Source organism: Lactobacillus agrestimuris (assembly GCF_943193025.1).
Classification (GTDB): domain Bacteria; phylum Bacillota; class Bacilli; order Lactobacillales; family Lactobacillaceae; genus Lactobacillus; species Lactobacillus agrestimuris.
Window position 1 is genome coordinate 74,292 of sequence record NZ_CALPCQ010000002.1, and the last position, 21,324, is coordinate 95,615.

Genomic DNA, 21,324 nt, shown 5'->3' on the forward strand with positions numbered 1-21,324 from the left:
CTCAATTTTGAGAGTCTTATTTTTTAGTCTTTCAAAATCGTGTACAAGGCTTATAATTGAGTATTGGCGAATTTTATATAATTATTGAGGATAATTTTATAATGAGAAAAAATAAAAGAGCAATGAAATTATTATGTTTAATTTCTGCTAGTTTAATTGGTTTAGAAAATATTGCTGCAGGTACTCAAAGTGCTCATGCAGAAACTACTAGTTCAAAATCGATGAGTAGTTATGTTAAAAAGACTTTGAAGCAATATCACTTGCGCGGAACTGTCTTAGTAGTTAAAGACGGTAAGGCTCAAAAGATTAGTTCAGGTTATGGATATTATCGTCGCAAGATTAAAAATGGTAGTACAAAATTGGTTTATCCGGTTGGATCACTCCAAAAAGTAGTAACAGGTGCGCTAATTACTCAACTTATCTCAAAAAAGAAATTTAGCCAAAATACTAAAATTTCTCGTTGGTATCCACATTTAAAGGGTGCATCCCATATTACTGTTGGACAATTAATGACTCATACTTCAGGAATTAATATCGGTGGAACTGAAAGTAACCACGGCGTTGATTTTTCAGAGGCAGGTGCAATTAACTGGACTGTAAAACAAATTAATTCACAGTCGGCTACTAAGCGTGGTAGTTTTAATTATAATAATGCTAATTACATCTTACTTGCTGGCATTATTAGAAAGGTAACTGGTAAGTCATATGCAAGCAATGTGAAAAATAAGGTCATCAAGCCACTTCATTTAAAGCAGACATATATTTATGATCATATTCCTGCCAAAAAGACGGATGCTATTTCATATAGTTATCGTGGCGGTAAGGACTATCAAAATCCTGTTTATGCAAATAAGAATGTAATTTCGCAGCTTCCAGGAGCCGGAGATCTGCTTTCTAGTCCATCAGATTATTTCAAGATCCAGAAGGGACTTATTAATGGTAAGCTCCTTACTGCTAAGCAGTTTGATTATATGACTCATTTAAAGTCAAAAGATTCAACTTATTCTGGTGGAATCTATTTGAAAAAATCTGGCGAGCTCAAGCTAGTATATGGTAATTTTGGTGATACACACTTTGCTAATTGGGTGCAATTAACTTCTGATAACCAGAATGGAATTGTAATGTTTCTAAATCAAACTCGTGATAGTAAATCACAAAATAAGGCAGCGGGATATAAGATTTTAAATCATATTAAAAAAGATACTTTTATTAAATAGAATTGAATGAGAAGGGAAGTATTTATGGAAAAGAAATTATATGGTTCAGATATTATTATTGATAGCTTAAAAAAGCACAAAATTGATATGGTTTTTGGTATTCCAGGTGCAAAAATTGACCGTTTATTTCAAGGATTAGATGGTAAAGATAGTGATGATGCTCCTAAGTTAATCGTTACGCGTCATGAACAAAATGCGGTTTTTATGGCTCAAGCCTATGGCCGTCTGACAGGAAAAACTGGCGTTGCAATCGCTACATCTGGTCCAGGGGTTGGTAATTTAACCACCGGTCTGATGACTGCTAATGCGGAAGGTGATCCGGTATTAGCTATTGGTGGTCAGGTGCAGAGAAAAGACTTATATCGTGCAACTCATCAAAGAACTCCATCAAAGCGTTTGATGGCACCAATTACTCATTTCAGTGCTGAAATTCAGGATCCTAACAACATCTCTGAGACTATGTCTAATGCAATTGAAGCAACGCAAGAATCACGTAAGGGTGCTGCATTTATCAGTCTTCCGCAAGACATTGATGATGCTGTAGTTACTGAGACTCCATTGCCATATTATGCAAAACCCAAAATGGGTCCGGCGGATTCGGATGATATTGCTGAACTTGCTAAATTAATTAAGTCTAGTAAGTTACCAGTGATTTTAGTAGGTCAAAGAGTTGGTGATAAGCATACTACTAAGGCTTTAAGAAATCTTCTTTCAAACTACAGTTTTCCAGTTGTAGAAACATACCAAGCAGCCGGAGTTATTTCTCGTGAATTAGAAGAAAGAACTTACTTCGGTAGAATTGGTTTATTCAGAAATCAAGTTGGAGATCAACTTCTTGCTAAGAGTGATTTAGTCATTACTGTTGGTTACGATCCTATTGAATATGAACCACGTAACTGGAATAAGGATGCTAAGTTGAGAATTGTTAACTTAGATACTGTTCCTGCACAAATCGACAACAATTTCACACCAATTATGCAATTAGTTGGAAATATTGCTACAAGTCTTAAGCAATTAGATGAAGAATTAAATGGTTTTGAATATCCAGCAAATGAAATTGATCTACTTAAGAAGTTTAAGCATGAACTTGATCTTGATAAAGAAGAAACTGATGAAAGTAACGGCAAGTTAAACCACCCACTTGCAATTGTTAGAGCACTTCAAAAAAATGTAGATGATAATACTACAGTTGCACTTGATGTTGGATCACACTATATCTGGATGGCCCGTCATTTCAGATCATATCAACCTCACCACCTTTTGATCAGTAACGGTATGCAAACTTTAGGTGTTGGTCTTCCATGGGCAATCACATCTGCACTTCTTAATCCAGAAAAGAAGGCTGTTGCGGTAGTAGGTGACGGTGGCTTTATGTTCTCATCTGTTGAACTTTCAACGGCTGTACAACATCACTTAAACATTGTGATTGTTGTGTGGAACGATGGTGGTCACTATGACATGGTACGTTTCCAAGAAGAAATGAAGTACCAAGATAGTGCTGGTGTTAACTTCGGCCAGGTTGATTTAGTTAAGTTTGCGGAAAGCTTTGGCGCAACAGGATTGCGAGTTGACGACCCTTCTAATCTTGAAGAAACTATGAAAAGGGCATTCTCTGTTGAAGGACCGGTAGTTGTTGATGTTCCAGTTGATTACTCACATAATCACGAGTTGGCTAAGAGTTTAATTGATACTCAATTGGGCTAATAAGGAGATAAAAATGAACAGTTTATACGAACATAGTACACTTGCCTCACTGATGGCAGGAAATTTTGATGGAACAATTACTTTGAAAGAATTGCTAAGCCATGGGTCATATGGTCTTGGAACCTTTACTGGATTAGATGGTGAAGTGGTTATTTTAGGTAATGAAGTTTATCAAGCTACTTCATCTGGCAAGGTAAACCACATTACTGATATGGATACCATGTTGCCATTTGCATCTGTTCACTTTCCAAAAAATGAAAAAGAACTTGATTTAACTGATGTTGATTTTTCAACTGTCAATAAAGATATTGTTAATGAATTTCAATTAAGTAATGTATTTGGCTTTCTTAAGCTCTCTGGCGTATTTAAGAAGATGCACACGAGAATTGCACCTAAACAAGAAAAGCCATATCCAAGTCTTCTTAAAGTGGCCCAAAATCAACCTGAATTTGAATACAGTAATATCAAAGGGACATTGATCGGCTATTACGCACCACAAATCTTTGATTCAGTCACCGCTGCTGGTTGGCATTTACACTTTATTAGTGAGGATCGCCTAATTGCAGGTCACATTTTGGAGTTTAAGGCTGATGAACTAAAGGGTGGTTTAGAAGTGTTCGATACTTTAGAGCAACATTTCCCAGTAAATAATGAAGAATTCAGAGCTACTGAAGTAGAAATGGATAATTTGCGTGAAGGTATTGCTCAATCTGAAGGATCACAAAATAAATAGCATAAAATTTAAAAGGGCTCTGCACACGTAGGGCTCTTTTAATTGGGAGATATTTCCCGAGAAATGTATGAAAAATTTCGATTTACTTAACAAATGAACTAAAAAGAACTAGGATATTTATGGCTGAACAAAGCTAAAAACCTTCCTCTTAAGAAGAGTAACAATTTTATTTTTCTTCACAACAGTTTTAGTCAAAATACTCGAGAAAATTTTCTCGGGTATTTTTTTGTAATAAAAAATCCAACCTTCTTAAGAAAGTTGAATAATCAAAATTATTTAAATGGATTGAAAAATCTACCAGCATTAATATGCCACAGAATCACAACAATAATTACCAAAAAAATTGCCATAGCAGTCACAAAGTAATCTTTCGTCGTAAATGGCTTATAAACATACCAGCTACGCTTCTTCTTAGAACCAAAACGACGGAGTTGCATTGCGGTACTGATAATATCGATTCGTTCGATACTCGAGAAGATTAAAGGAATAACAATATTCAATGTACCTTTAATTCTCTTGCCTAAACTGGCCTTCTTGGATAACTCATTACCACGTGCTTGTTGTGCGGCAGAAATTGCCCAATAATCAGTTTGAATAGTTGGGATGTAACGCAATGCCAATGAAACAGCATAAGAGATTTTATAGCTTACACCAATCTTGTTCAAACTTGATGCAAATTGACTGGGATTAGTAGTCAAAAGGAAAAGTAAAACAAGTGGTACAGAGCAGATATATTTCAAAACTAAGTTGAGTAAGTAAAATAGTTCTTCTTTAGTTACCGTGAAATAGCCAGCACTAATAAGGACATTTTTACTGCCATATAACTCTTGACCATAAGTGGGTTGGAAAATGAAGACAGCTATCAGGTTGATAATCGCAAAGACAATAATAAACTTCACAATAAAGGAAATTTGACGCCACTTAATTCCAGCCAACTTTAAACAAATAAGTGAAAATACACAAATTACAACCAAAAAGCGTGTATCGTAAGTTACCATGCAGGCAATTGAAACTAAAAGTAAAAAGATCAACTTAGTTGTGGCATTCAGACGGTGAATAAATGTATTTCCCGGCTGATAACCTAAAATTTTGTCATCTTCTTGCATCTATTTCACCACCTGTTCTTCAGAATCAATGTAAGCTTTAACAAAGTCATTTGGATTGTCTAAGTCGTAATGGACAGCCAGATCGTACAAGCTAGTACGACGCAATGATGCCTTAGCTACCAAATTCTTATCAGTTAATAAATCAATTGGCGTTGTATCAGCAATGAGTTCACCTTTAGCAAAAGCTAAACTACGCTTACTGTACTCAAGCATTAGGTGCATATCGTGTGTAACGATCATAATGGTTGTACCACGCTCATTTAATTCGCGCAAAAAGTCCATAATTTCAGTATAAGTCTTCCAGTCTTGACCAGCAGTTGGTTCATCAAGAATGATGATTTCTGGTTCGAGTGCCAAAATTGCCGCAATGGTAACACGTTTTTTCTGTCCAAAACTAAGAGCGGAAATAGGCCAGTTTCTAAATGGATATAAACCACAAATTTTCAGAGTTTGGTATACCTTCTCTTTGATGGTATCTTCATCAACATTTCTCAAACGAAGACCTAAAGCAACTTCATCAAAGATCATCTTTTGTGAAATCATCTGATTTGGATCTTGCATTACGTAGCCGATATGTTCAGCCCTTTCTTTAATGGAAAGATCGGCCAGATTTTGATTATTTAGGCTGATCTTTCCTTCGTTAGAAATAAATCCGCAAATTGTCCGACATAAGGTGGTTTTACCAGCACCATTTTGACCAACGATTGAAATAAAGTCACCTTGATTAACCGTTAAATTAACGCCGTGCAAGGGATTTTGCTGGTGTTTATTATATTGGTGACCAACATTTTCTAATTTTAATAAGGCTTTTTTATGATCAAGTTCATCTGGCTCAGTTTGTTTAGACTTCCAAATTTCTAGCTTTTCTTTAATCGTTGAACTCTTTGGTAATTCCTTGACCGAAGTAAGGTCGGGAACTTCCAACAAGTTGATGCCAGCTTTTTCTAATGCTTTCACGTAGAGCGGACTACGAACACCGACCTTTTCAAGTTTATCAGTATGCAAAAGATCATTAGGCTCTTGATCTGCAATAATTTCACCATCGTTAACTAAGATAATTCGGTCAACGTGTTTAGCTAATACTTCTTCTATTCGGTGTTCAATAATGATTACAGTTGCGTTAACTTCTTTTTGAATTTTATCGATTAATTCGATAGTCTTATATCCTGCAGCTGGATCAAGATTGGCCAAAGGTTCATCGAAAAGCAAAATAGGCGATTCATCAACTAATACTCCGGCCAAAGCAACCAGTTGTTTTTGGCCACCTGATAAAGTCTGTGGGGTTTGCTTGAGAAGGGCAGTAAGTTCTAATTCATTGGCCCATTTATTAACCGTCTTATGCATCTTTTCACGGTCTTGGCAGTCATTTTCAAGAGAAAAAGCAATGTCTTCTCCGACTGTCATACCAATGAACTGACTATCTGAATCTTGAAGAATTGTTGAGGTGGTAAATGACAAATCAAAAAGACTTGTTTCAGTGATGTCTTTTCCATCTACTAAACAAGCCCCTTGAATGTCGCCATGATCAACATTTGGAATTAGCCCATTTAGACAGCGACCAATAGTAGATTTACCACTTCCTGAGGGACCAGCAAGAAGAATTTTCTCACCTGGATTAATACTAAAATTGATATTTCTCAGGGTTGGTTCAGCCTGGCTGTCATATTGAAAGCTGAAATTTTTAAATTGAATAATTGGCTCCATATAAATATTCCTTAATTAATCTTTGTGTAAGCTACCTTTTTTCACTTTTGTGGCAGCGTATGCTTTAAGTAATATTGTACCAAGAATTGCAATAACGATCGAATTCATAATCGTGGCACTAGCACCTTGTAAGAAAACTTTATTAGCAGGTTCACTGTAAATAAGAATATCGCCAAGAGGTGCAATTACTAACCAGCTTAAAATATTACCGAGAATTTGAACAAGGTTAAACATTACCATTTGTTTTCCAGTGAATTCACCGTGTTCAAGATCAAGGCGCATACCGTAAAGGCCGATAATTAAACCAAGAATAGCTGTTGCAAGAACCCAACTCCACCAAGTTTGACCATACATCAAGAAGTCATTCAATGCATGACCGATGAAACCTACACTGAATCCAACAACTGGACCGTAAATAGTAGCAATTAAGGCTAGGAATGGATATACTATTTCAATGTTTGTATTTGGAATTCCAGTAGGTATAGAAGTAAAGCGGGCCAAGATAACGTAAATTGCGGCCCCGATACCGATTGCAACAACGCTTTTAACAGACAATCCTTTTTCTTTCATTTATAATACCTCAATTAAGTAAAGAAGAATGATAATTTATAATACTAAATTTAAATTTAATAATGCGAGCTGTCAAGAATAAATACGCACAATAAAGGGGAAGAGTAAAAAATTATGCGTATTCTAAAAGCGCTTTCTGTTAACAAAAAATTATTTAATTTCCCTTTAAATGTTGTCATAATAGTAATTAAGAAAAGAATTTAGGTGAATTTAATGGCAGATTGGCAAAAACTATTTAATGAAGAAACTTACAATCGTGGCATCGATTACTATAATAATGGACAAGTTAGAGAAATAGCTATTCAAGAAGATGGTGAACATTTTAATGCGGAAGTTAAGGGAAATTCGCCATATTTTTACCGAGTATCCGGTAGAGTTCGTAATGAATCAACTGTTTCAGAACTAAAGTGCACCTGTCCATGGGCCAAAAAAGGACATAGATGTAAGCATGAAGTTGCGGCACTTTTGGCTCTGGTGATGGGGGATGCAACTAAGATAGAAAATAATGTGAAAATTGCGGACGATCTTCCATCAAAGGTAAAAGAAGTTATTTCTACTTATAAAAATGACTCTAAACTTTTAAAGACAATCTATGATCGGGAATACACACAAGAAATAATTGATAGTGCCAATCAACTTTTTTCGAGATTGAACGTTTCGAATTATTATTTTCAAAAATATGAATATAATCTATATTTGTTTAAACTTGAACTAGAGAATGGATTTTTAAAATTTAATGTAAGCATCAAGTTCGATCAGAACAAAATATTTGCGATCGATGTTAAAACACCAATGAAAAACTTCCAACCTGAAGCTTTAGAAATAATTGGTTTGTTCAATTTCATTATGCTCTTTCTCAAAGATAATCCCTTAAGTGGTACCAACAATGCGGCTCAAAGATTATTGGATCGCTTTGACGAAAAGGATAATGATGAAAATCCAATAATTTTACGTGCTCAACTTGAAATGAATTATGCCCAATACCCAGAGATTAAGTTCAAGATTGGTGAAGCTGGGCATTTATATAAAGTTAAAGATATTAATAATATCGTCAATATGGCACGGATGAATTCGAAATTAAGTCTAGGTAAGTTCTTTGAACGAAAACTTGATATCAATTTAATGGATGACAGCAGTAAAATGTGGTTTGATTTTCTTGCAAATTTTGTGGATATCAATGATGCAACTTCTGAAAACTCTCACTATGATTATTTTTACTCAAATAATATTGAAATTATTTCGCTTTCGAATAGTTTGGTAGATCAGATTGACGATATGCTAAAAAATGGTGCCAAAATTTATTCTAATAACAAGCGGATCAAGCGAATAGAAAATGATGAGAAAGTTAATTTTTCAATTGCGACAGAATTTAACAAGCAGATAAGCGTACGGATAGGTGATCCAATTGATCCTAGTGAAGCAATTGCCGGTGTAAAAAATTATTATAGCTATAATCCCGATACGGCCATCTGGACAAAATACACGAATCTTAATCCTGAAAAATTGAAGAAAATTGGAATCGAGTTTGGAGATTTTCTTGAATTTGGTTCAGATAGCATTTCTAAATTCGGTCATCAAATCTTACCTGTAATAAAAGAAGTTGATAATTTCAAAATTAGTGGAGAAGCGGCACTAGAGCAAGTTTTACCTCCAGAAGCTAAAATCGTTTATCGGTTGGATTATCAAGATAACGATTTGATTTGCATTCCAACAGTATCATATGGCAAAACGGAATTTTCTTTAAATAAAAAAGGCGCTGATACAACAGTAGTCCGTGAATGGGAAAAAGAAGCGGCTGCTGAAAAGCTCTTAGCGGATCTTGGATTTATCAAAGATAAAAATAATTACACCTTGTCAATTGGAAGTAGTGACAAAATTGATTATTTCTTTGATGAAGGAATTAACGAGTTAAAGTCGATCGGAAAAGTACATGCAACTGCGGCTTTCAAGCGTTTGTTAGGAAATCTTAAGAGCAAATTCCAATTAAGTTTAGGGATCCGCTTAGGTGAAAATACTTTAAAATTGGAATTGTCAGGAGAAGAATTAAGTTCAGAAGATATTCAAGCAATTTTAAATGCTTATCAAGAAAAAAGACATTATTTCTTACTAAAAAATGGTCAACTTCAAAGTTTAGAATCACCATCACTTGATGAATTAGACCGAATCATGTCTGCAATGGGCATTCCCTTAAAGAAATTCGTCAAAGGTAAAATGGCGATACCGGCTTATCGCGCATTTTATTTACAAAAATTATTAGATAGACGTAACGAGCTGGAATTTACTAGTAATGCTGCCTTTAAGAAGCTTATTGCTGATATTGAAGGTGCGGGTCTGAAGAAAACCCCAATACCCAAGTCGGTAGCTTCAATTTTGCGTTCATATCAAAAACTAGGTTTCGAATGGATGAGTCAACTTCTTGAATATAATCTTGGGGCATTACTTGCGGATGAAATGGGACTGGGTAAAACGCTTCAAACTATTTCGGTAATTCTGGCCAGATATAAAAAGACCAAATTACCAAGCTTAATCATTGTACCTGCATCAGTAGTTTACAACTGGGAAAGTGAACTGCATAAATTTGCACCCGAACTTCAGGTAGCAACTTTAGGTGGCAGTAAAAAGCAAAGAAAAGAAGTTTTAGAAGAGGCTAATAAATATCAAGTTTTGATTACTTCATATGATTCATTGAAGCGAGATTTGGAACTTTACCAAGATTTGAACTTCGACTTAGAAGTAATTGATGAAGCACAGAATATAAAAAATGCCCGTTCAGCTGCTTCCAAAGCGGTGAAGGTTATTCAAGCGAGCCACAGAATTGCCTTAACGGGAACTCCAATTGAAAATAATTTGAGCGAAATGTGGAGTATCTTTGATTACTTGATGCCAGGCTTTTTGGGTAATTACACTTACTTTAAGGATATTTATGAAAAGCCAATCGTAAAAGAAAATAGCGCGGCTACTCAAACTCAGTTGAGTGAAATTGTGGCACCATTTATTTTGCGTAGATTGAAGAAAGACGTTCTGCAGGATCTTCCTGACAAGTCTGAGGAAGTTGTTTACGTGAAAATGAGTGGAAAACAAGCAGAACTTTATCAAGCAAAGACACAAAATTTACTTAATAAGCTCCATAACTCTGATGATAAGGATTTTAAGAAGCAAAGATTACAAGTTTTAGCCGAAATTACGAAGTTACGTGAATTATGTTGTGATCCGCATCTTCTTTATGACGATTATCGAGGAAAATCAGCTAAGTTAACAGCAACTATTAACCTAGTTGAAGATCTCATCACGGATGACCATAAGATTTTACTATTTTCACAATTTACTTCGATGCTGGCAATCATCAAGGAAAAACTCGAAAAGTCAGGAATTCGCGTTTTTGAAATTACTGGTTCAACTTTGAAGCAAAAACGTCAAGAACTAATAAAAGAGTTTAATGAATTATCTCATCCTGCAGTCTTCTTAATTTCTCTTAAGGCTGGAGGAACGGGGATTAATTTAACCAGTGCAGATACAGTTATTCACTATGATCCATGGTGGAATGTAGCTGCAGAAAATCAGGCAACGGACCGTGCTCACCGAATTGGACAGAAGAATTCTGTTCAAATTTATAAGATGGTGGCACAGGGAACGATTGAAGAGAAAATTTTAGAATTGCAGAATAGGAAGGAAGAACTGGCTGAAGCGGTCTTAGGCGGTGAAAAGTTTAGTTCAACTTCTTTAGATAAAGATGATTTAATGAATATTTTAAGTCGATAAAATGTAAAAGAACCAATGAGCACTATGAAGTTGAAACTCATTGGTTCTTTTTGACGTTTTTCAAAGTTAATAAAAAATATTTACTTTCTATTCTTTATCTTTCTCAGGCATCTCAAATTCTTTAAGCGTGTTATAACGCTCCATATTTTGGCGATAGTAGAAAAGTGTCTTCGAATTAACTCTTAATATCTTTTTTAATTCCTTATCTGTTAAATCTTCTTGATTTAAAATTGAATAAACATAGCTTAAACGTAAGTTTTGAAGCGTAATATCCATGCCGATTTTCTTCCGATCTGCACGTGCAACTTGTGCTAAATGAAAATCAGAAGCATAGTAACCACCAAACTTTTTCCCTAAAATATATGGATTAGGATCCTGATCAAAGTCAGTATTTTCCGTAATATATTGACGTAATGATGGGGCAGTGATTTGATCTATAACGTCGTTATAACGAAGACGCAGTACCTCGTCAGGAAAATAGCCAAGCCCGATTCCAAGCATCATCTTTACCGTTACGGGACTAATATTTTCTATTTGGGCGATTTGTGGTAATTTTTCCATCCAGTTAATTATATAAATATGCTGGCGGTTAAACTTTCGTCCATTAATTTCTAGCATTGGATATTGACTGACCAATTTATGACTGTATAAGAAAGTGAAATAAAGCCGAATATGACTCAAATATTTATTAATCGTATTCTTTTTCATCTGCAATTTAGTTTCTAGGTTATTCAAGAAGTTTTGAATATCACTAGCTTCAACATTATCTAATTTAACTTCTTTATCATAGTAACTATCTTTATAATATTTCCAAAAAACCGCAATGGAACGATTTACAACTAGCATAGTACTGTCTGAATAGTGCTTTTCGGTTTTACAATAGCGAATGAATTCTTTTTCATATGGATATTTCACTAAGGATCATCTCGATTTCTTAAAATTGTTACTAAATATATTATAGAAAATTTTATAAACTAAAAAAGATTTTTTACTCATAGATAGAGCAAAAAATCTTTCTTTAATTATTTTTGTGCGAACCATAGATACGAAAATAAACAAAACTAGTAGAAATTATTTCTTATATCAGTTTGTATTTGTAGATTTTGAATTTGGTACTTGTTGATCAGGATCGAAATGATGCTTAATTGGCATTCCCATTGGATTTTGATCTTCTGATAAGGTTGCTGTTGGAATGTTAGAAAGAGCCTTACCAGGTTTATCCATGCCTTCAATTTCCCAGGTAAATGGGGCAAATTTGTTTGTTTCATCCACCCAATCAGTATGACGTTTGGAAAGTTCATACAAAGCAAAACAAACGGCGAAGATAATTGCAACCAAAATAATAATTACAGAAACGTAGATAATAGGTGAACCAACTTCTGCTTTAACTTGTGCTGGTGGATATAAGGCTAATACGATCGCAAATACGCTGGAGATAAGACCGATTCCAGCAGTAAGCCATGCTCCGAATTTGCCGCCAGGAACTTTGAAGGAACGTGGACGGTTTGGCTGATCATATCTTAATTTCAAAAATGCGATAAACATTAAGATGTAATAAATCATGTAAAGAATAGTAATTGTTTGAGTTAAAAGAATTACAAACCCTTCTACATTCGGAATTAATTTTACTAAATAAGCGATAACTGTCATTCCAGCAATTTGAGTATACATTAAGTGGGCAGGCATTTGATGTTTATTCTTCTTTTGGAACCAGTTTGGTAAGAAACCACTACCGCCGGCCTGACCTAACATAAATGAAGGTCCGGCCATGTTGGTTACGACCATAGCAATAGTGTTACATAGAAGTGCCCAGACAATTACCATATAAAGCCAAGGCATCCCAATAGTTGAACCTAACACTCTGAATACTGAAAATAGAGTGTATAATACATTGATTTGTTTTTCTGGAATAATAATAGCAATAATAAGTGTACCGATTACAAAGATCAAAAATGCAATGATGATTGAGAAGAACATTGCCTTTGGAAAGTCTTTTTCAGGATGTTTCAACTGCTTAATGTGAGCAGCATTCATATCAATTCCCGTGTATGAGAAGAAGACTCCAGCCGCTAGTGCTAGGGTGCTCATACCATTCCATTTCGGTATTAAACCCTTTGGTGTCATTGGAATAGCAGGCTGGTGCCCTTGGGCAACCCAAACAATGGCTAAAATAATCATAATTACTAATGGGATTAAACTACCAATGATTACACCATATTTCGCAATGTTAGCAAAGGCTTTAACACCTTTAGTAGCAAGGAAGGTTAGTAACCAATAAAGAATAATCCAACCAGTCATGATTAAGATTTCATGTTGTGGATTTTGGGCAAATTTTACCGCTGCGTCATAATTTGGCGTATAAAACATAATTGTTGCAGTAAAACTTGGCATCCCCATTCCGAAGTTAATCATTGTTTGGAACCATAAAATAAGTAAACATGTTAAGGCCCATCCTCTGCCAAGGCCTTCACCGACCCAGCGGAAAATCCCACCTCGATTACTCCATCCAGAAGCTAATTCTGCGGCAACAAGAGCCGTAGGAATGAAAAAGCAAATTGCCCCAATAGCAAAGTAAGTAACTGAAGCAAGTCCATAAAATGATTGCTGAACATCATTTCCTAAACCAGCTACCATCGATACATTCATCATTGTCAAGGCGAGGACAGATATGTATATATTATTATTTTGATTAGAATCTTCTTTTTCCATAAAATTAATACTCACTCCTCTAGTAAATTAAAAACTTAGACATTACCATTTGGTCAACATCAATAAAATAATTTACTAAAGTAAAAGATTAAAATCTGTCTGCCTTAAAATAAATAAAAATTAACGTTGACTATATATGCATAATTAAAATTTTCTTTTTTCTCGTTGCCTCCCGTTTTGTGTAATCGCTAACACATTAAGCATAGGATATTTAAAGATATTTGCAAATAAAACAGCTCGACAGATTACAATAAGGTGCTAATTCATAAACATTACATTAGAAGAGGGGGGAATTAAAATCTATTCCTATTTTTTCGTAAAATAAAAAGGCAAAGTACAGACATTCGCCTGACTTCACCTCATAATTATTTATAGGTCTTCTGGTTGACTAGAACTTTCCCAAACTTTCTTGGCAGCTGGAATCTTTCCTAAATTGGTAATTTCATCTTTATCAACAACGATCAAATTGTTTGGACCATCAGCTAAATGATTAAAGCTGTCCAAACTTTGATTTCTGAAGTAACCATCACCAGCACTGTTAAGAGCTTCTTGTAATTTATCAATCCGATAAGCTTCGGCATCAGCTTGAGTTTTAACAGCTTCCGCATTAGCTTTAGCCGTAGCGACCAATGCATCATTTTTAGCTTTGGTAGTTAATTCAATATTACGAGCTTCACCTTCGGCCTTAGCGATTGCGGCGGTCTTTTCACGATCTGCAGTCAACTGCTTATCCATTGCCTTCTGAATTTCAGGACTTGGTAAAAGTTCATCGACGTTAACACGAACGACGCGGATACCGTAAAGGTCGGTTAAATCACCGATTGCTTCAGAAAGCTGAGCGTTAATTTGACTAGTTGAACCCAATGCTTCATTAAGTTCCATTCGTCCGATAATGTCACGAAGGTGACCGCGGATTAATTGCACCATTGATTCAACAGAATCAGTGTTGTTGTAGAAGTATTTGTAAGAATCAGTTACTAAGTAGTTAAGAGTCAAACTAGTAGTGATTTCGGCATTATCTTTAGTAATAATGCGGTATTTTGAAATTTCAAGTGGTTGAAGAGCTAGGCTGACCTTACGGATTCTTTGGAAGAAAGGCCAAATAAAGACGAAACCTGCCTTAACAGTTTTAGAGTACTTACCAAGTGTTTCAATTAGGCCTTCGTAGTTCTGGGGAACGATGCGAAAACCTAGAATAATGTAGATTAAGATAATGATAAATAATATAAAAATTGTCATGTTTTTATCCTCCAATATTAATTGCTGATATTATCCCATAATTAGATATGGATGGATATAGATTTTTAAAATATTTTTGGAAAAGGAAAAAGCCAAGATTCAAGTTATAAAATCTTGGCTTTTTTATGTTAGTTATTAATAGGATAGTTGAATAAAATATGAAATAGGTTATTAGTAGATATTATTTTTCTTCAAATAAAGCAGTTGAAAGGTAACGATCACCTCCATCTGGCACAACAGTTACAACATTGTGGCCCTTGCCCAATTTCTTAGCAAGTTCAATAGCACCAGCGATGTTTGCTCCAGCTGAAATACCTGGAAGGAAGCCTTCTTTTCTTGCAACTTCACGAGCGGTTTCCATAGCCTTTTCAGTAGAGATTTCTACAACATCGTCATAGATATTTTGGTCTAAGTTTTTAGGGATGAAACCAGCTGATATCCCCTGAATACCGTGCTTGCCAGTTTTACCTTCCTTAAGAAGTGGTGATTCTGCTGGTTCCAATGCGTAAACTTTAGTATTAGGATCGTTCTTCTTAAGAGCCTGACCAATACCTGATAAAGTACCACCGGTACCAACACCCGCAACAAAGGCATCGATCTTTTCACCAATACCATTCATTGAAGCGATGATTTCAGGACCAGTAGTTAATTCATGGATGTTAGGGTTAGCAAGGTTTTCAAATTGCATTGGCATGAAGTAGCCATTTTCTTTAACTAATTCTTCAGCCTTAGCAATTGATCCTTTCATACCGTCGCTTCCTGGAGTCAAAATAAGTTCTGCACCATAGCCTTTCATGAGTTTACGACGTTCAACACTCATTGTTTCCGGCATGATGATTACTAAGTGGTAACCCTTAGCTGCAGCAACTGAAGCAAGACCAATACCAGTATTTCCTGAAGTTGGTTCAACGATGGTATCACCAGCCTTTAATTTACCTTCAGCTTCGGCTCTTTCGATCATTGCAAGAGCAATTCTATCCTTGACTGATCCAGCTGGATTTTCAAATTCGAGTTTTACGTAAATATTTGCTGCGTCTTTTGGAAGAACGCGGTTTAATTTTAAAAGTGGGGTATTACCAATTAATTCAGTGATTGAATTGTAAACTGTCGACATATTTTTCTCCTATATTGCTAATAATGATTTTTCTATTTTGTGACTGCTAACTTGTTCAAGCCAGTTGAAGAAGAAGCGACGCTGATTTTGATACCAATTAATTTCGGTATTTTCAGGCCTTTTGTATTCTTTTTCTGGGTGAGCAGCAACTTCTCTTTGATATTCTTTGTCTAATGCGTCTTGACCATATTCCATATGCGAGAATAAAAAATTTTGTTCAGGATGTTCAATTGAACTAACCAAGAAAAGTTGCTTGTCTAAAGTTTCGGCATTGATTTCTAATGCTGGATTTTGCTTAACTTGGTCATAATCCATTTCTGTATAACGTGCATGTGGGGCGAAAAACTCATGATTGAAACCATTAAGTAGGTTGGTGTGATGAGTAATTCGATTTTTGTAGACCCCGAATAACTTTTCCGGCATAGGATGTTTCTCAATGCCATAAAGATAATTGAGCGCTATCATTGCACCCCAACAGAAGTATAGCTGCTCCACATTATTTCTGTTTAATTCGTCAATTAACTTTTTGATCTCATCTATGAAAGTAATGTTTTCAAATGGTATTGTTTCAGCGGCAAAACCTGTGATGATAAAACCGTCAAAATTTCTTACCTCTTTAAGGTTTAATGGTGAAGAAATTCTAGCAATTTCATCCGGTACGGCATCTTTTGGATAGCGACTAGCAGGGTAGAAGTATTCAATGTCTACATCAAGCGGTAAAGTCTTTAAAGCTTGATCGTAGCGCTTTTGGGTATCTTCTTTATCATGCATAATGTTTAAAATACCAATTCGCAACTTGCTTTCGTTCATGATTTCGCCTCCTTACATTTTATAAGATACTAATAATTATAATCACTTATAAAAAATAAGCAACGGATTTAACTATATTAAATCCATATGCTTAGGTATGTTTTGTAGCTATAGTTGGAAAAAGACAAAATAAAAACCACTATAAAGACTTTTGAAAGAGTTTATAGCGGTTTTTGATAAATTTCTTAAATAAAATTTGTAACAAAGAAATCATTATAATTATGGATTTGAAGCAAACGATCTGCATTTTCTTCCATAACTTTTCGTCGTTCACCAAACATCATCCAAATTGTTACGGCAAGTCCGAATATAACTGGAATGAAAGTTGTGGCCCAATCTGGGAAACTGCCATTCCAAGAACTGACAGAACTCCAACCTGATTGAATGTTAATTAAGTAATCCATAAAGAAGTGGGCAATCATTGGAATCCAAAGCTTGCCAATGTATAAGAAGACAACAGCCCAAATCATAGCATCGGAAACAGCAATCACTTGGCTTACTGTAGCCATGAAGCTTTGTCCATCAACACCAACATTTGTAAAATGACTTAATGAAAAAAGGAGAGTTGAGGCATAAACAGCGACTGGTACACGCCATTTGCGATAGTGATTGAATCCTGCCAAAAAGATTATCATCCAGATATAACGCTCTGCTTCTTCAAGAATCGCTGGTCGTAAAGCAGCGGTGAAACTGTTTAAAGTGAAATATTTTGCCTGAATATCAGCTGAAAATGAGAATAGCATGGAGAAAATCGTTTCCCCGTTTCCACCGAAATCATTCCATAAAACGTTAATTACTAAAAGAACTATTAAACTAGTGAAAACACTCCACTTGAAATTCAAACTTGGTTCAAATTTCAAGTTTGGATTAAACCGAAATCCCCAGCTATATGAAAGAAAGCAGATCAAAATCAAGAACGCCAATGCTGTAATGACACCTTGATCGTTAAACGATGCTAAAAATGGTAAGTGTTTTATCTTAAAAAAGATGTCTTGACCAAATTGAACATTTAAAAACAAGACGGCTAGTAAACGCAAGAACCAATTATTTACTCTACTAGCTGAGGTCATAGCTAATGGCACTAAAAGAACTAACCAAAACGCCCACATTATAATGACAATGATTGGTGAAATAATTGTTAATTTATCGAATAGAAAGTTCCCTGTATTTGCCCACGCTATACAAATATTATTTGGAATTAGCATAAGATTAAGCCAAATTGCAAAATAAGGTAGATATTTGTTTTTATCTTGATAGTAATTTAAGACTAATAAACCTATAAAAATTATGATAGTTGCAAATAAATTTGGTTTAAAATTTGTTACTGCTAATAATAAATTGATAAAAATTATATAGATGATCTCAATATTTAGCATTAATTGCCAAACTTTTCTATCCCATTGTAAAAATTTCATTATATTCTTTCCTCCGATAAGTATAATTATATTGTAGATTTGGGGTATTGAAAACGATACTTTGTATTTATAAACATATTTAGGAAGATAATTATATATAGGTGAATGAAATGATTAGAAAATTTGAGAAAAAAGATATCGATCGAGTCATGCAAATTTGGCTTGAAAGTAATATTCAAGCACATAGCTTTATCGATGAAAAATATTGGAACGAAAATTTTGATACGGTAAAAAGTACCATGCTTGAAGCAAAAATATATGTAGATGAAGAGAATGGCGAAATTTTAGGTTTTGTGGGGATGATGGGTGACTATCTAGCTGGAATTTTCGTTGATAAAGACTATCGTGGTAAGAGAATAGGTAAGAAACTACTAAATTACATTAAGGAAAGTTATTCCAAATTTAGTTTGGATGTCTATGAGAAAAATCAAGGCGCTTTGAATTTCTATTTGCGAGAAGGGATGACTATTTCTTCAGAAGGCCTTGATACAGAAACTGGTGAAAAAGAATATAGAATGATTTGGAAGAAAGAAAAATAAAAAAGTATCTCATAAAAAGCTTAATAAGATAACGTTTGTTGGCTGATTTATAATATTTCTAAATTTTTTTGCAAAAATCACTTGCATTGAATAACAAGTGTTATATAATAATATATGTCAAGGGGATATGAAAGATCCCAAGAGTTAAATTAGTGAAGATATAGAGGTATTTAAAATGAAGAAGTTAGTTAAGGTTGTTTCAAGTGTAGTTATCGCATTAAGCTTTGCAGGTATGGGTAGTCAAGTTGTCAGTGCAGCAACAGTAGCACTTGCACCAGCACAAGTAGCGCCAACAGATCCAGCAATTAAGAAGGGTCAAAAGATCATGGTAGTTGTAAAAGACACTAAGAAGCAAACCGTTTCTGTATACAACGCAAAAGCAGAAAAGACTAACAAGTCAGTTAAGATGGGTTCAGAATACACTGCAAAAGCTGTAAAGAAGGTTAACGGTAAGAAGATCGTTAAAGTTTCAAATGGTAAGTGGTTGAACACTAAGGACGTTACTCAAGATTAATTAACGGGGATCAATTAATTTAGTAATTTTAAATATCAAAAAAAGAAAAATAGCTCAAATGAGGGATGGATAACGGAAGCGATTGCTTCCGTTTTTTGTGAAAAAGATATAAGATATTCATGAATCTGTTGGTTTGGAGAAAACTAATACTTCTGGTGAGGCATTAAAGTAATAGTATTTATGTTAGCGTCTATATTAACTATAGGCGTATTATTTTGCCCTAAAGCGAAAAATAAGAATAAAATAAAAAAATAGCTTGAAAATTAAAAACACTAACTGTATACTAATTTTAACTTAAAAAACTTATTTAATTCTCATTAACGAGAGGGGCAAAGATTTATGAAATTTAAGAAGGTATTAACTGCAGGTGCAGTTGTTTTAACTTCTGCAGCAGCATTAGCTGCCTGTGGCTCAAATAATTCATCATCCGGTGGATCAAAGAAGTCTATCAATTGGGAAGAAAGTGCCGAAATTCCAACAATGGATATTTCTAAGGCAACCGACGCAACAAGTTTTAACCAACTTGGTAACGTTACTGAAGGTATTTATCGTTTAGGTAAGAACAACAAAGTTGAAAATGCTTTGGCAACTTCTACTAAGGTATCAAAAGATGGTAAGACTTGGACCTTCACACTTCGTGATTCAAAATGGTCAAACGGTGACAAGTTAACGGCCAAGGACTTCGTCTACTCATGGCGTAGAACTGTAAATCCAAAGACAGCCTCACAATATGCATACCTTTTTGAAGGGATTCATAATGCCACAAAAATTTCAGCTGGTAAGGCTCCCGTAAACAGTTTGGGAGTAAAAGCCGAGGGAAATAATAAGCTTGTTGTAACTTTGGATAAGAGAATTCCATACTTTAAGCTTTTGATGGGATTCCCATTATTCAATCCACAAAATGAAAAAGTGGTTGAAAAGTACGGTTCTAAGTATGGTACTGCTTCTAAATACATGGTTTACAATGGACCATTCGTACAAAAGGGCTGGACAGGTTCAAACCTTTCATGGAAACTTCAAAAGAACCCTAACTACTGGGACAAAAAAGCAGTTAAGTTAGATACAATTAACTACAGTGTTCAAAAGACTCCATCAACGGCTTATAACTTGTACCAATCAAACAAGATTGATGCAGTAATGCTTGATTCTCAACAAACCAAGAATTTGAAGAATCAAAGTGGTTACACATTACGTAATACTGCTGCAACCTTCTATTTACAATACAATCAAAAGAAGAAGTTATTCCAAAACGCTAACTTCCGTCGCGCAATCTCAATGTCAATCAACAGAAAAGCCTTGGGTAATGCTTTAGGTGGTTCCAACACTCCTGCTGATAGCTTAACTTCAAAGGGTGTTGTTAACTATAACGGTAAGGATTGGTCATCAATTGTTGGTAGCAAGGAATATAGTCTATACAATCCTAAGGAAGCACAAAAGCTTTACAAGAAAGCACTTCAAGAAACTGGAATCAAGAACCCATCATTCAGTATCCTTTCTGATGATACCGATGCCGGTCAAAAGACAACTGAAACTCTTCAAAGTCAATTAGAAGAAAACTTAAAGGGATTGAAAGTTAGCGTAAGCAACGTACCATTCAAGACTCGTTTAAGTCGTTCAACTTCCGGTAACTTTGACGTTGTTGTTTCAGGCTGGTCCGCAGACTTCGCTGATCCAATTTCATTCGTTGATTTGTTCACTTCCAAGAACTCGAACAACAACGGTAAATGGAGCAATGCTCAATACGACAAGTTAATTGCTGATTCAAAGGTAACTGCAGATACTACTAAGCGTTACGACGATTTAGAAAAATCTGAAAAGATCTTACTTCAAGATCAAGGTATTACTCCTTTGTACTACAAGACCGAAGCATGGCTCGTTCGTCCAGACATCAAGGGAATTGTATACAACGGTGCAGGACTTAACTATAACTTTAAGAACGCATACGTATCAGGCAATTAAGAGTAGTTTTATAAGCGAAAAGGGTAACTGCAAGAAGATGGTTGCCTTTTTTGTTAAAAACGTTAAAATTTTGAAGAAAAAACAGTGTAGAGATAAAGCATAACTTCAAGAATACTGGAAATGAGTTAAATAACAAACAAGATTAAAAAAATAGGAAAAGAAAACGCTTTTTCTCCTATTTTTTTAATTTTTATATAGATTTTATCTATTTGATTGGCTATAATAAGAAAAA

General features: G+C 34.9%; 16 protein-coding genes. 7 read left to right on the forward strand and 9 right to left on the reverse strand.

The annotated features are described in order from the left end of the window. The first annotated feature begins 101 nt into the window (after positions 1-101). From NFR82_RS00970 to budA, 3 genes are read left to right on the forward strand one after another with little or no spacing between them, the layout of a single operon-like run. Positions 102-1,217 (forward strand): serine hydrolase domain-containing protein, encoded by a 1,116-nt coding sequence (locus tag NFR82_RS00970; RefSeq protein ID WP_420908722.1) that lies wholly within the window; start codon positions 102-104, stop codon positions 1,215-1,217. Positions 1,218-1,241: 24 nt separating this feature from the next. After that, the gene (gene alsS, locus NFR82_RS00975; RefSeq protein WP_251716283.1) at positions 1,242-2,921 is read left to right on the forward strand and encodes an acetolactate synthase AlsS; all 1,680 of its coding nucleotides are present in this window, start codon (positions 1,242-1,244) and stop codon (positions 2,919-2,921) included. 13 nt (positions 2,922-2,934) lie between these two features. Next, positions 2,935-3,654 carry an acetolactate decarboxylase gene (gene budA, locus NFR82_RS00980; protein ID WP_251716284.1) on the forward strand — a complete coding sequence of 240 codons (720 nt, stop codon included), beginning with the start codon at positions 2,935-2,937 and terminating at the stop codon, positions 3,652-3,654. A gap of 272 nt (positions 3,655-3,926) precedes the next feature. Here the strand turns inward: budA and NFR82_RS00985 are convergent, their stop codons facing one another. From NFR82_RS00985 to NFR82_RS00995, 3 genes are read right to left on the reverse strand one after another with little or no spacing between them, the layout of a single operon-like run. Further along, positions 3,927-4,760: an energy-coupling factor transporter transmembrane component T family protein gene (locus NFR82_RS00985; protein WP_251716285.1), complete on the reverse strand. Its 834-nt coding sequence runs from the start codon at positions 4,758-4,760 to the stop codon at positions 3,927-3,929. Further along, complete coding sequence (locus NFR82_RS00990) at positions 4,761-6,464, reverse strand: ABC transporter ATP-binding protein (RefSeq protein ID WP_251716286.1); 1,704 nt, start codon at positions 6,462-6,464, stop codon at positions 4,761-4,763. It abuts the gene before it with no gap. Between the two features lie 15 nt (positions 6,465-6,479). Next, on the reverse strand, positions 6,480-7,034 hold the full coding sequence (locus NFR82_RS00995) for an ECF-type riboflavin transporter substrate-binding protein (protein ID WP_251716287.1): 555 nt from the start codon (positions 7,032-7,034) through the stop codon (positions 6,480-6,482). 213 nt (positions 7,035-7,247) lie between these two features. Here NFR82_RS00995 and NFR82_RS01000 point away from each other — a divergent pair, with 213 nt between their 5' ends. Beyond that, positions 7,248-10,793 (forward strand): SNF2-related protein, encoded by a 3,546-nt coding sequence (locus NFR82_RS01000; RefSeq protein ID WP_251716288.1) that lies wholly within the window; start codon positions 7,248-7,250, stop codon positions 10,791-10,793. An 87-nt stretch (positions 10,794-10,880) separates the two neighbouring features. On the opposite strand, the gene NFR82_RS01005 is transcribed toward NFR82_RS01000, so the two are convergent. From NFR82_RS01005 to NFR82_RS01030, 6 genes are all read right to left on the reverse strand, one after another. After that, positions 10,881-11,708 carry a site-specific integrase gene (locus NFR82_RS01005; protein WP_251716289.1) on the reverse strand — a complete coding sequence of 276 codons (828 nt, stop codon included), beginning with the start codon at positions 11,706-11,708 and terminating at the stop codon, positions 10,881-10,883. 168 nt (positions 11,709-11,876) lie between these two features. Continuing rightward, a complete protein-coding gene (locus NFR82_RS01010) occupies positions 11,877-13,502 on the reverse strand; it encodes an APC family permease (protein ID WP_251716290.1) in 1,626 nt (541 codons plus the stop codon). A gap of 369 nt (positions 13,503-13,871) precedes the next feature. After that, positions 13,872-14,741 carry an SPFH domain-containing protein gene (locus tag NFR82_RS01015; protein ID WP_251716291.1) on the reverse strand — a complete coding sequence of 290 codons (870 nt, stop codon included), beginning with the start codon at positions 14,739-14,741 and terminating at the stop codon, positions 13,872-13,874. 181 nt (positions 14,742-14,922) lie between these two features. Then, positions 14,923-15,855 carry a cysteine synthase A gene (gene cysK / locus NFR82_RS01020; RefSeq protein WP_251716292.1) on the reverse strand — a complete coding sequence of 311 codons (933 nt, stop codon included), beginning with the start codon at positions 15,853-15,855 and terminating at the stop codon, positions 14,923-14,925. A 9-nt stretch (positions 15,856-15,864) separates the two neighbouring features. Further along, positions 15,865-16,665 (reverse strand): homoserine O-acetyltransferase/O-succinyltransferase family protein, encoded by an 801-nt coding sequence (locus tag NFR82_RS01025; protein ID WP_251716293.1) that lies wholly within the window; start codon positions 16,663-16,665, stop codon positions 15,865-15,867. A 185-nt stretch (positions 16,666-16,850) separates the two neighbouring features. Further along, entirely contained in the window at positions 16,851-18,080 is a 1,230-nt protein-coding gene (locus NFR82_RS01030) for a CPBP family glutamic-type intramembrane protease (protein ID WP_251716294.1), read from the reverse strand. 110 nt (positions 18,081-18,190) lie between these two features. Here NFR82_RS01030 and NFR82_RS01035 point away from each other — a divergent pair, with 110 nt between their 5' ends. The 3 genes from NFR82_RS01035 (at position 18,191) to NFR82_RS01045 (ending at position 21,092) form a co-directional block, all read left to right on the forward strand. Beyond that, positions 18,191-18,619 carry an N-acetyltransferase gene (locus NFR82_RS01035; RefSeq protein WP_251716295.1) on the forward strand — a complete coding sequence of 143 codons (429 nt, stop codon included), beginning with the start codon at positions 18,191-18,193 and terminating at the stop codon, positions 18,617-18,619. A gap of 175 nt (positions 18,620-18,794) precedes the next feature. Continuing rightward, positions 18,795-19,133, forward strand: coding sequence for a hypothetical protein (locus NFR82_RS01040; protein ID WP_251716296.1), 339 nt, complete (start codon positions 18,795-18,797; stop codon positions 19,131-19,133). Positions 19,134-19,472: 339 nt separating this feature from the next. Then, the gene (locus NFR82_RS01045; RefSeq protein WP_251716297.1) at positions 19,473-21,092 is read left to right on the forward strand and encodes a peptide ABC transporter substrate-binding protein; all 1,620 of its coding nucleotides are present in this window, start codon (positions 19,473-19,475) and stop codon (positions 21,090-21,092) included. Positions 21,093-21,324 lie beyond the last annotated feature (232 nt).

Bases quoted from the DNA above. Each gene is read 5' to 3' on its own strand.
- NFR82_RS01040 (WP_251716296.1), top strand. From the start codon at position 18,795: ATGAAGAAGTTAGTTAAGGTTGTTTCAAGTGTAGTTATCGCATTAAGC.
- NFR82_RS01035 (WP_251716295.1), top strand. From the start codon at position 18,191: ATGATTAGAAAATTTGAGAAAAAAGATATCGATCGAGTCATGCAAATT.
- NFR82_RS01045 (WP_251716297.1), top strand. From the start codon at position 19,473: ATGAAATTTAAGAAGGTATTAACTGCAGGTGCAGTTGTTTTAACTTCT.
- NFR82_RS01010 (WP_251716290.1), bottom strand. From the start codon at position 13,502: ATGGAAAAAGAAGATTCTAATCAAAATAATAATATATACATATCTGTC.
- NFR82_RS01015 (WP_251716291.1), bottom strand. From the start codon at position 14,741: ATGACAATTTTTATATTATTTATCATTATCTTAATCTACATTATTCTA.
- cysK (WP_251716292.1), bottom strand. From the start codon at position 15,855: ATGTCGACAGTTTACAATTCAATCACTGAATTAATTGGTAATACCCCA.
- NFR82_RS01000 (WP_251716288.1), top strand. From the start codon at position 7,248: ATGGCAGATTGGCAAAAACTATTTAATGAAGAAACTTACAATCGTGGC.
- NFR82_RS01025 (WP_251716293.1), bottom strand. From the start codon at position 16,665: ATGAACGAAAGCAAGTTGCGAATTGGTATTTTAAACATTATGCATGAT.
- NFR82_RS00985 (WP_251716285.1), bottom strand. From the start codon at position 4,760: ATGCAAGAAGATGACAAAATTTTAGGTTATCAGCCGGGAAATACATTT.
- NFR82_RS01030 (WP_251716294.1), bottom strand. From the start codon at position 18,080: ATGAAATTTTTACAATGGGATAGAAAAGTTTGGCAATTAATGCTAAAT.
- alsS (WP_251716283.1), top strand. From the start codon at position 1,242: ATGGAAAAGAAATTATATGGTTCAGATATTATTATTGATAGCTTAAAA.
- NFR82_RS00995 (WP_251716287.1), bottom strand. From the start codon at position 7,034: ATGAAAGAAAAAGGATTGTCTGTTAAAAGCGTTGTTGCAATCGGTATC.
- NFR82_RS00990 (WP_251716286.1), bottom strand. From the start codon at position 6,464: ATGGAGCCAATTATTCAATTTAAAAATTTCAGCTTTCAATATGACAGC.
- budA (WP_251716284.1), top strand. From the start codon at position 2,935: ATGAACAGTTTATACGAACATAGTACACTTGCCTCACTGATGGCAGGA.
- NFR82_RS00970 (WP_420908722.1), top strand. From the start codon at position 102: ATGAGAAAAAATAAAAGAGCAATGAAATTATTATGTTTAATTTCTGCT.